Source organism: Noviherbaspirillum sp. FW303-A3 (assembly GCF_058788695.1).
Genome location: NZ_JBYTAZ010000004.1, coordinates 223,673 through 233,199, shown reverse-complemented (window position 1 = coordinate 233,199; position 9,527 = coordinate 223,673). Strand labels below are relative to the sequence as shown.

The following is a 9,527-nucleotide window of genomic DNA, read 5'->3' as shown; positions in this document are numbered from 1 at the left end:
TGCTCCTTCCGGGATCGTTCCAAAGAGGCTATCGGATTCGATTGGAAGAGGTTCAAGATGCAAATGGCAGGAGTGATCGACAACGTTTGCAGCAGAGAAGGTGCGAAGACGGAATTGCCGTAGATTTCCGTGCACTTGGACGCCCACGTATGTGGTTAGTGTTTGCATGCAGTGTCCGTCGTGTGAACGCTATGCTCCTTTCAGAAAGCTAGAGAACTCTTGCGCAACCCGCCGATCCGGGCGTGCCGGCGGATTGTGGAAGTGGCGCATAGTTGGTCCAAGCGCATCAGGAAACTGCTGGCCCGCTATGAAACGCTTGAACGCCACTTTTTTCCTGCTGTTACACACTTGGCCGCAGCCATCGTCGTGCTTTGAATGGTGCCAGCGACGGTCACGTTAGTGCTTAACCCGAATAAGGCTTCCCCAGCATCTGCCTACTAAGCAGAAGAGGGGCCGTCATGTACGGCCGCATTGTCCATAGCATGAGACCGTTTTCATGACGCGTCGTCATCTGTGCCTCCAAATGCTGAGGCGAAGCGCTCCATTAACCAGCTGACAAAGACTCGAACGCGCGGAGACAGCTGGCGATTTTGCGGGTAGAGCACCGAGACCGGCAGCGGGGGCGGCGGAAAGCCGGGAAGTATGACTTTGAGTTGTTCGGCGTCCAACTCGCGTTCTATCCGATACCGTGGCACTTGGATAATCCCGAGGCCGGCGATGGCTGCGCCGGAGTAGACGTCCGTGCCCGAGACAGATATCTGGCCGGGCAGCGTTATTCGCATCACGCTGCCCGCAGTTTGAAATTCCAATGGATACGGCTTGCCGGTCATCGTCGACATATAGTTGACGCCGGTGTGGCGGGAAAGGTCATCCAGCGTGATCGGCTCACCCCGTTCGGCGAGGTAGGCCGGGCTCGCGCATGTCACTTGCTGAAGACGAGCTATACGGCGGGCGATCATCGAGGAATCTTGCAGATTCCCGGCACGCAGGACACAGTCGATGCCTTCCCGCACGAGGTCGACGAGCCGGTCGCCTTCCCCGATATACAGTTCGATTCCCGGATACCGCTTCAAGAACTCCGGCAGGCCAGGAACTACGTAGTGCTTTGCGAGCGTGGCTTGGAGGTTGACTCGCAACATGCCCCGTGGTGCCGAGTTGCGAAAGGCACCATCGGCTTCCTCCAAGTCAGCCAGCAGCCGCGTGCAGCGTTGGTAATAGGCCTCACCGTCGAGCGTCGGTGCGACCGCGCGTGTCGTGCGCTCCAACAGACGTGTCCCGAGCCGTGACTCCAACCGCTTTAACGCATTCGTCACCGTTGCGCGAGGCACTTGCAGGTCCTCGGCGGCTTGGGTAAAGCTGCGTCGCTCCATAATGCGGGCGAAAATCTGCATTTCCTGAAAGCGGTCCATGTGCACCAGTGTGGCCCCCGATTGTTATTGGAAATGGAATGATTATGCCAATTTTTCTGCAATTATCTTTTCAAAAGGATGATCCATCATTCGGCCATTCATCAGCATGGAAAGGAGCACATGATGTCCCAGCAAGTCCCACCCAGCCGGCCTGTTGCACTCGTTACCGGCGGATCCCGCGGCATAGGCGCCGCTGTCGCCGAACGCTTGGCCCGCGCTGGCTTTGCGGTTGCGGTTAACTATTTCCGCAATTCGGCCGAGGCCGCGGCACTCGTCGCCACGTTGCGTAGTGCTGGCCACCAGGCCATTTCCATACGCGGTAACGTCGCCGATCCCGTCGACGTCCGCCGTATGTTCGATGTCACTGAGCAGTGTCTTGGTGTCATCGACGTGTTGGTCAACAACGCCGGCATTCTAAAGATGACTCCACTTGCCGAGGCCAGCGATGCCCTGTTCGATCAAACGGTCGCCGTCAACCTGAAAGGTACATTCAATACGATGCGCGAGGCTGCGACCCGCTTGCGTGATGGAGGGCGTGTCATCAACTTTTCCAGCACCGCGCTGGCCCTCAATATGCCGGGTTACGCCGTCTACAACGCTAGCAAGGCTGCGGTCGAGGCGCTCACTAAGGTGTTTGCCAAAGAGTTGCGTGGTAGGCAAATCAGCGTCAACGCGGTGGCCCCAGGGCCGATCGCCACCGACCTTTTCCTCAACGGAAAAACGTCTGAACAAATTCTTCAGTTCGCCAGGATGCCGCCTCTGGAACGTCTCGGCGAACCGGACGACATCGCTCGCGTGGTTGCTTTTTTGGCCGGTCCGGATGCAGGATGGGTTAACGGTCAGATCCTGCGCGCCAACGGCGGCCTGGCTTGAGTGGCACCCTGTGTTCGTGCCCCCGTTCCGGGATTGAAACCTCGTTTGGTTTATCGTGCCGGAAGCCTTCATAAGCATTAAGTTTCTGTGGCTGACAAGTTCGAGCGGAATTGCTTGCGGTAAACCGACGGGGAGATGCCAAGGGTGGTACGGAAGTGCTGCCGCAGCGACAAGGCAGACCCAAACCCCGCCTGCTGCGCGACGATTTCAATCGATGCCTCGCTGCTTTCGAGCATCCGCTGCGCATAGGACAACCGCTGGTTCAATAGCCACTGCTTGAACGAAGTACCGGTGGTCTGACGAAAATGGCGAGTAAAGTTTCGACGGCTCATCGCTGCGCGCTCTGCAAGCGATTCAAGGCTGTGCGCTTGCTCCAGATGCAGTGTCACCCATTCAAGAACCTGCGAAAGCCGGCCATCGCTGTTGGTGACTGGTAATGGCCGCTCGATAAACTGTGCTTGTCCTCCCTGCCGATGCGGAGCGATCAGCAACCTCTTGGCACGACGGTTGGCGACGTCAGCACCAGAAATCTGTCGTAACAGATGCAGGCAGCAGTCAAGGCCGGCAGCAACGCCTGCAGAGGTGAGGACGTCGCCTTCGTCGACGTACAGTACATCCGGATTTACTTTTACTCTTGGATATCGTTCAGCGAGTGTTTCGACCTGTTGCCAGTGGGTGGTAGCGGTTCTGCCATCCAGAAGGCCGGCTTGGGCAAGGGGAAACGCTCCCAGACACAAGCCCACCACGGTAGCACCGCGGTGATGCGCTTTGCGCAGGGCCTCAACCAAGGAAGGGTGCGCTTGACGGCAGTCATCGTACCAGGACGGCATGATCACAAGGTCGGCCGAGTCCAAAGCGGCGAGATCAAACTCCGCGGCGATCGAGAACCCGGCCGCAGTGCGCAAGGGCCCCTCGTCTGCCCCGCAAACCATCACTTCAAAATTCGATACGCCGGGATCGCTGAGATTGCCGCCAAAAATCAGGCACGGCACAGACAGATGGAAAGGGGTAATGCCATCAAAGGCAATGACGGCAACCTTGCGGCGCCGAGGTGGGGAGGCTGTTTTAGGCATGGCCCAATTATATCGAATGTCGTCCTTCAGGACGCTGTTCGCATGTGCTTTACGGTCACAAAATGCTCGCCATGGGAAACGAATTTCTCATGCACATCGTTGGAACAGTACGAGTAGGGACTGAAGCGGTTGTGTGACGGCAAGGAGGGACACCCATAAATCCGGCACGCATTGTCCGCATCGTCAGTCCGACCGCCGGTCAACGTAAAGGACTCCTATGAATATCTCGAACCTATTGCATTTCATCGCTGCCGCTACTTCCGCCATCCTGCTGGTCGGGTGCGCAGACATCATTGGCTTCTCGTTCCCGATATCCCGCGGCGGGGAAGAAGGCATTGGACCGTCACACGCTTCATCCGCTTGCTGCTGCAGGGACTCTTTGCTTTCTGGATCAACGGACTAGCAGCGGAATACGGAGCCATTCCGACAAGGTCGGACCAAGACTAATTAACACGTAGAGGTATTAACATGGATCGCCGACTACTTATGCTCGCGCTCGGTATGTTTGCAATGGGAACGGACAACTTCGTTGTTGCCGGAATCCTGCCAAGCGTCGCTGAATCGCTACAAACCACGGTCAGCCTTGCCGGCCAGATGGTTACCGTATATGCCCTCTCATATGCTCTCTTGGCACCAGTAATGGCGGCCATCGCAGGCGGATGGCCACGCAAACTACTTCTGGTGACAGCGCTCGGCATCTTCGTCGTCGGCAACGTCATCACAGCCATTGCAACCGATCTCAACACTGTTCTTTTCAGTCGCGCGCTGGCCGGATTGGGCGCCGCAATGTTTTCCCCGACCGCGTTGGGCGTTGCCACATTGCTTGCAGATCCGGCGAGAAGAGGGCGTGCGCTTGCCACGGTGACCGCTGGCCTCGCCGGTGCAACCGCATTGGGCGCGCCAATCGGCACGTTTATCGGCGGATTCGGGAACTGGAGAGCCACGCTCTGGTTTGTTGCGCTCCTAGGGCTGATCTCCATGATTGGGGTGTGGACCATGCTGCGCTCGGTTCCGCAACCCGCACGCGTTACACTGCGCCAGAGGCTTGCTCCCGTTCGCGACGTTCGCGTTGCGCTGACCTTGCTCACCTCGCTTTTCGCCTTTGGCGGGTTCTTGATGGTCTATACCTATGCCGGCCTGGTGCTGGACCGCGTGACCGGGGACGACGGGCGGATTCTTGCTGGAATGCTTCTCGTCTGGGGTTGCGCAGCGACAGCAGGGAATATGCTTGCCGGCCGCCTCGTGGACCGCTTCGAGAGTCGCAGGATCATCAATGCCGGTCTTTGTGTGGGCATTATTAATTTCTGCGCGCTGCCGTGGACTTCCGCCTATACGGTGACTGCCGTGATTGCACTGACCGTCTGGGGGCTGATTGGATGGGGCCTCATTGTGCCGCAACAGCATCGACTGGTGAAATTAGCGCCGCAAACGGCCCCGGTCTTGCTCGCCCTTAACAACACGGCCACCTACGGCGGGCTGGCCTGCTCGGGTTTACTCGGCGGCCTTGTACTCCTATTCATCGACCGCCACTACCTGAGCGTCGTTGGTGCCGGTTTGATTGCAATCGCCCTCGTTTTCGCCGAGGCCGCGCATCGTGTCACTGAACGCACACAAGTCAGGGAATACGTGGCAGCCGATCGGCAAGCGGGAGCGGTTTGATTGCCGGCAGGGAGCGGCGGGCATCCTTAATGCTTCGGGCATGCTATCCGCCACCTGTTTCAACACATCCATAGTTCGTCCGATACGAGGAGCATAGTTCGTCCGATACGAGGAGTTCTCATGTCAGAAAGAGTAAATATTGGGAAGGCCGCTCCAGAGCTTTACCAGACGGTCATCGGCCTCGACAGTCTGGCGGCCGACACAGCTGCGTCAGCCGGGATTTCGGAAGGCTTCGCACACCTGTTGCGCCTTCGCGCATCGCAAATTAACCAGTGCGCTTTTTGCGTCAGATTGCACACCCGCGATGCCTTGGTTAGCGGCGAATCTCCAGACCGCGTCAGTGTGCTACCTGCCTGGCGGGAAACCAGCTATTTCAACGCCAAGGAACGTGCTGCACTGGAACTGATGGAAGCAATCACGTTGATATCCGATGGACAGGTGCCGGACTCTGTCTATGAGCATGCGGCGTCGAATCTTTCCAGTAATGAGATAACTGCTGTCGAGTGGCTATCCGTCGTGATCAATGCCTGGAACAGGATTGCCATTTCCAGTCGATATCCGGTTAAACCATAAGTGGCGAAGGGATGCATTGATGCATCCCTTGACTTCGAGTCACGAGCAGCCCATGTCAAGCGTAAGCCAAGATCAGAGCTCTTCCTCCACCGAGCGTGAGAAGATCGGCATGTTGCTGCCTCCGCCAGTCCTTTTATTCGTTGCGATTGTCCTCGGTACTGTTGTCCATCTCCAGGTGCTGGGGCCGTTCACATTTACTCCGGTGCGCTCCGTCCTGGGTGGTGCGCTTGCCGCCTTGTCGTTGTTCGCCATCGGTACATGCGTGCGTCGCTTCAACACTGTCGGCACGCCGTTCCGGCCCGTATCCCCATCGACGGCGATCGTCCATTCGGGCCTGTACCGCATCAGTCGCAATCCGATGTACGTAGGCATGGCAGGCATTCTCTTTGGGCTGAGTCTTCTCTTGAGCAGTTATGTCCTTGCAATCGCGCTGCTGCCGTTCATGATCACCGTGCACTTTGGCGTTGTCCTGCCAGAGGAGCGATACCTCGAGGCACGGCACGGTGAGTCGTATCGCCAATACAAATGTTCTGTGCGGCGGTGGCTGTGAACGGCGCCCATCTTCGCCATTTCAACCTGTCGAGATAGGCGCAGCTCAAGGACCGCAGCAACGCTACGCGCAGAAAGCGCGCCGCCCAGGAATGGCCATCTTCCTGGGTCGACGACGACTTGTCATTCTGCGGTGATATTCGCCGCCTTGACGAACTTGCCCCAGCTCTGGAATTCGAGGCTCGTGTAATCGGCCAATTGCTGCGGATTCATGTACACCGCGTACGCACCCTGTTCTTCTGCCTTGCGCTTGAACTCGTCCGTGTTCATGATTTTCTGGATTTCGGTTGTCAGCCGGTTGATCACTGCCTTGGGCGTTCCAACAGGCGCATAGACGGCGAACCAGGAAGATGCGTCCAGCCTTTCGAATCCTTTCATGGATGCGGTTGTCGGGACGTTAGGCAGGCTCGGCAGCGCGACCTTGCCTGTTACAGCGAGCGCGCGCATCTTGCCGGACCTGATGTGGCCCATTAGAGGCGGCGCCGTAGTGAATGTCATATCGACGTTGCTGCCGAGGAGGTCCGTGATGGCCGGTCCGGTTCCCTTGTAGGGGACGTGGGCCATGTCGATATGCCCGATCTGCTTGATCATTTCACCGGTCACATGCTGGAGCGAGCCGTTGCCCGATGATGCGTAGTTCAATTTTCCCGGATGGGCTTTGGCATAGGCGATCAGGTCCTGAAATGTCTTCACCGGCAGGTCGGGACGCACCACAATGACCTGCGGGGCGACGATCAGGTTGGCAACCGGGGCAAAGTCCTTGATCGGGTCGAAGCCGACTTTGGTAAGATGAGGCGTAATGACCTGGAATCCGGAATACTGGACCAGCAACGTATAACCGTCTGGCGCTGCACGTCTGACGGCGGAAGCGGCAATCGCCCCGGAGGCGCCAGGACGATTCTCCACGATAACCGGTTTGCCCAGTGCCTTTGACAACGGGTCGGCGATCATGCGCGCGGCAAGATCGGTTGTCCCGCCTGGCGCGGCAGAAGCGATCAGTGTGATGGTCTGAGTCGGGTAAGGTGTGTCCTGAGCTTCTGCGGTTCCGCAGGTGAGGGCGGCAGCGGCCATCAGAAGGATGGCTGCCCGCGAAGTTGTAGATGGTGTGGAATTCATCATATCTCCTGTGTTGTCATCATTGTGGTCGTGTGTTGGCTGCATTCACAAAGCAGCGGGGGATTTCTGGTGCAAATCAGTTGTCTTTCCCGCACGGATGACCTGGCCCGGCACCTCATGCCCGACGATCAAAGGCAGGTCGCGCGCGATGCCAAGCAGCCGGTCGAGGTCGACACCGGTATCGATTCCGCAGGTCTCAAGCATATGGACCAGGTCTTCGGTGCAGATATTTCCGGTCGCTCCTGGCGCAAACGGACATCCGCCGATACCGCCAAGCGAAGCGTCAAAGCTGGCAGCACCTGCCCGCAGCGCCGCAAGTACATTCGCGAGACCCATGCCCCGCGTATTATGGAAATGCAGGGTTAACGGTACGGCAGGATAGCGCGCAGTAAAGACCCGGCTCAGTTCTTCAACCTGCCGTGGCGACGCCATTCCGGTGGTATCGGCGAGAGTGATGCCGTGCATTCCCAAGTCGAGATACCGCGAAACCGTATCCATTACCTTGTACGTCGACTGTTCTCCCTCGAAGGGACATCCGAACGCCGTTGCGATGCAACCGTTTACCCGGGTACCGGTGGTATCGACCAGGCGCACGATTTCACGGAACTGAGCCAGCGACATCTCGTGCGTCATGCGCATGTTCGCCAGATTGTGGCTCTCGCTGGCCGACATCACGAGATTGACTTCGTCGACTGCGCATTCCAGGGCGCGTTCCGCACCACGCGCATTCGGCACGAGCGCGGCATAGGTAACACCGCGAGCGCGCAAGATGCCTTGCATGACTTCCTTTGCGTCGCGCAGGTTGGGAATCGCCTTGGGTGAAACGAACGAGGTCACTTCGATCTTGGCCAGTCCCGTGGCGGACAGACGATCGATCAGGCTGATTTTGTCCTCGGTCGGAACGAAGGCCGACTCACTCTGGAATCCGTCGCGTACCGCCACTTCATTGATATGTACGCGCCGGGAAACATCGGAAAATAGCGTGCCAGGTCCTAGCCTGGAAAATGAAGGAGCAGTCATGCGACTACCTTCCTGGCCCGCAGCGTGCGGATGTCCTCGTTTGTCAGGCCGAGTTGGTGCAGCACGTCGTCAGTATCGTCGCCCAGGGCGGGGGCGGAAGACCGGATTGTGCCCGGCGTTCCAAGCAGCTTGGGAACGATGCCGGGGACGTCCAGCGAATAGCCGTCCCTCGTAATCTGAGAAAGGATCATGTCGCGCGACCGGTAATGCGGATCTTCCACAATGTCTTTGGCGGTGTAGACTTTGCCAGCCGGCACCTTTGCCAGCCCGAGGAGATCGAGCACATTGGCGACCGTATGGCCGCCAGTCCAAGAGCCTATCGCCTCGTCCAGTTCCTCAACTCGCGCCACGCGGCCCGCATTGTTCGCCAGCGCAGGATCCGTGGCGAGGTCGTCGCGACCGATAATCTGCATCAGGCGCTTGAAAATGCTGTCCCCGTTGCCGGCAATGAGCACGTATCCGTCCTGGCACCGATAGGCGTTGGATGGTGCAATCCCCGGTAGTGCGCTGCCCGCTGCCTCGCGCACCGCGCCGAATACACTGTACTCGGGAATCAGACTCTCCATGACATTGAACACGGCTTCGTTGAGCGCGACGTCGATGACCTGTCCTTTTCCCCCATTAACCTTGCGATGGTAGAGCGCGGTCAGGACTCCGATGGTGCCGTGCAGTGCCGCCAGGGTGTCGCCGATCGATATCCCGCACCGTACCGGCACCCGGCCTAGTTCGCCCGTCAGGTGGCGCAACCCGCCCATTGCTTCCCCGATGGCGCCGAAACCGGGCAGATCGCGGTAAGGGCCGGTCTGGCCATAGCCGGAAATGCGGAGCATTACCAGGCCGGGGTTGAGTCCCGAGAGGACGTCCCAACCCATGCCCCAGCTTTCCAGCGTTCCAGGACGGAAATTCTCAATCAGCACGTCCGCTTCCGCAATCAGGCGACGCGCAAGCGCTTGTCCGTCCGGATTGCGCAAGTCGAGTGCAATGGAGCGCTTGTTTCGGGACTGTACTTGCCACCAGACCGAGGTTCCGTCCTTGATCATTCGCCAGTTGCGCAATGGGTCCCCTGTCCCCGGCGGCTCAATCTTGATGACATCGGCACCGAATTCGCCTAATGTCTTGCCGGCAAAGGGACCGGCGATGAGCTGCCCCATTTCGATGACGCGGATGCCATGCAGCGCCGCGTCCGTATACTTGTCTTCAGTAGTCACGGTCGTCCTCATGTCGTTCAACGGCCCGGTGTCGAACATGCAGCGGA

At 58.5% G+C, this 9,527-nt stretch carries 9 protein-coding genes; 4 read left to right on the top strand and 5 right to left on the bottom strand.

Annotated elements, in window-relative coordinates; genetic code table 11:
* Positions 1 to 494: 494 nt before the first annotated feature.
* The gene (locus AC3WOY_RS29380; protein ID WP_492430133.1) at positions 495 to 1,409 is read right to left on the bottom strand and encodes a LysR family transcriptional regulator; all 915 of its coding nucleotides are present in this window, start codon (positions 1,407 to 1,409) and stop codon (positions 495 to 497) included.
* Positions 1,410 to 1,532: 123 nt separating this feature from the next.
* On the opposite strand from AC3WOY_RS29380, the gene AC3WOY_RS29375 reads away from it, so the two are divergent.
* Positions 1,533 to 2,282 carry an SDR family oxidoreductase gene (locus tag AC3WOY_RS29375; RefSeq protein ID WP_492430145.1) on the top strand — a complete coding sequence of 250 codons (750 nt, stop codon included), beginning with the start codon at positions 1,533 to 1,535 and terminating at the stop codon, positions 2,280 to 2,282.
* Positions 2,283 to 2,359: 77 nt separating this feature from the next.
* Here AC3WOY_RS29375 and AC3WOY_RS29370 read toward each other — a convergent pair whose 3' ends face one another.
* Complete coding sequence (locus AC3WOY_RS29370; protein WP_492430131.1) at positions 2,360 to 3,355, bottom strand: helix-turn-helix domain-containing protein; 996 nt, start codon at positions 3,353 to 3,355, stop codon at positions 2,360 to 2,362.
* Positions 3,356 to 3,823: 468 nt separating this feature from the next.
* Here AC3WOY_RS29370 and AC3WOY_RS29365 point away from each other — a divergent pair, with 468 nt between their 5' ends.
* The 3 genes from AC3WOY_RS29365 to AC3WOY_RS29355 all read left to right on the top strand — a co-directional run bounded on the left by AC3WOY_RS29365 (position 3,824) and on the right by AC3WOY_RS29355 (position 6,137).
* Positions 3,824 to 5,014, top strand: coding sequence for an MFS transporter (locus AC3WOY_RS29365; protein ID WP_492430129.1), 1,191 nt, complete (start codon positions 3,824 to 3,826; stop codon positions 5,012 to 5,014).
* A 120-nt stretch (positions 5,015 to 5,134) separates the two neighbouring features.
* A complete protein-coding gene (locus AC3WOY_RS29360) occupies positions 5,135 to 5,587 on the top strand; it encodes a carboxymuconolactone decarboxylase family protein (protein ID WP_492430127.1) in 453 nt (150 codons plus the stop codon).
* A gap of 52 nt (positions 5,588 to 5,639) precedes the next feature.
* A complete protein-coding gene (locus tag AC3WOY_RS29355; protein ID WP_492430125.1) occupies positions 5,640 to 6,137 on the top strand; it encodes a methyltransferase family protein in 498 nt (165 codons plus the stop codon).
* Positions 6,138 to 6,259: 122 nt separating this feature from the next.
* Here AC3WOY_RS29355 and AC3WOY_RS29350 read toward each other — a convergent pair whose 3' ends face one another.
* From AC3WOY_RS29350 to AC3WOY_RS29340, 3 genes are read right to left on the bottom strand one after another with little or no spacing between them, the layout of a single operon-like run.
* Positions 6,260 to 7,252 carry a Bug family tripartite tricarboxylate transporter substrate binding protein gene (locus AC3WOY_RS29350; protein WP_492430143.1) on the bottom strand — a complete coding sequence of 331 codons (993 nt, stop codon included), beginning with the start codon at positions 7,250 to 7,252 and terminating at the stop codon, positions 6,260 to 6,262.
* A gap of 45 nt (positions 7,253 to 7,297) precedes the next feature.
* Positions 7,298 to 8,272 carry a hydroxymethylglutaryl-CoA lyase gene (locus tag AC3WOY_RS29345; protein WP_492430124.1) on the bottom strand — a complete coding sequence of 325 codons (975 nt, stop codon included), beginning with the start codon at positions 8,270 to 8,272 and terminating at the stop codon, positions 7,298 to 7,300.
* Positions 8,269 to 9,492 (bottom strand): CaiB/BaiF CoA transferase family protein, encoded by a 1,224-nt coding sequence (locus AC3WOY_RS29340; RefSeq protein WP_492430141.1) that lies wholly within the window; start codon positions 9,490 to 9,492, stop codon positions 8,269 to 8,271. The genes AC3WOY_RS29345 and AC3WOY_RS29340 overlap by 4 nt, the downstream gene beginning before the upstream one ends.
* Positions 9,493 to 9,527 lie beyond the last annotated feature (35 nt).

Excerpts from the sequence above, each read along its gene's own strand:
- AC3WOY_RS29365 (WP_492430129.1), top strand. The coding sequence starts at position 3,824 with ATGGATCGCCGACTACTTATGCTCGCGCTCGGTATGTTTGCAATGGGA.
- AC3WOY_RS29355 (WP_492430125.1), top strand. The coding sequence starts at position 5,640 with ATGTCAAGCGTAAGCCAAGATCAGAGCTCTTCCTCCACCGAGCGTGAG.
- AC3WOY_RS29375 (WP_492430145.1), top strand. The coding sequence starts at position 1,533 with ATGTCCCAGCAAGTCCCACCCAGCCGGCCTGTTGCACTCGTTACCGGC.
- AC3WOY_RS29370 (WP_492430131.1), bottom strand. The coding sequence starts at position 3,355 with ATGCCTAAAACAGCCTCCCCACCTCGGCGCCGCAAGGTTGCCGTCATT.
- AC3WOY_RS29340 (WP_492430141.1), bottom strand. The coding sequence starts at position 9,492 with ATGAGGACGACCGTGACTACTGAAGACAAGTATACGGACGCGGCGCTG.
- AC3WOY_RS29380 (WP_492430133.1), bottom strand. The coding sequence starts at position 1,409 with ATGGACCGCTTTCAGGAAATGCAGATTTTCGCCCGCATTATGGAGCGA.
- AC3WOY_RS29360 (WP_492430127.1), top strand. The coding sequence starts at position 5,135 with ATGTCAGAAAGAGTAAATATTGGGAAGGCCGCTCCAGAGCTTTACCAG.
- AC3WOY_RS29345 (WP_492430124.1), bottom strand. The coding sequence starts at position 8,272 with ATGACTGCTCCTTCATTTTCCAGGCTAGGACCTGGCACGCTATTTTCC.
- AC3WOY_RS29350 (WP_492430143.1), bottom strand. The coding sequence starts at position 7,252 with ATGAATTCCACACCATCTACAACTTCGCGGGCAGCCATCCTTCTGATG.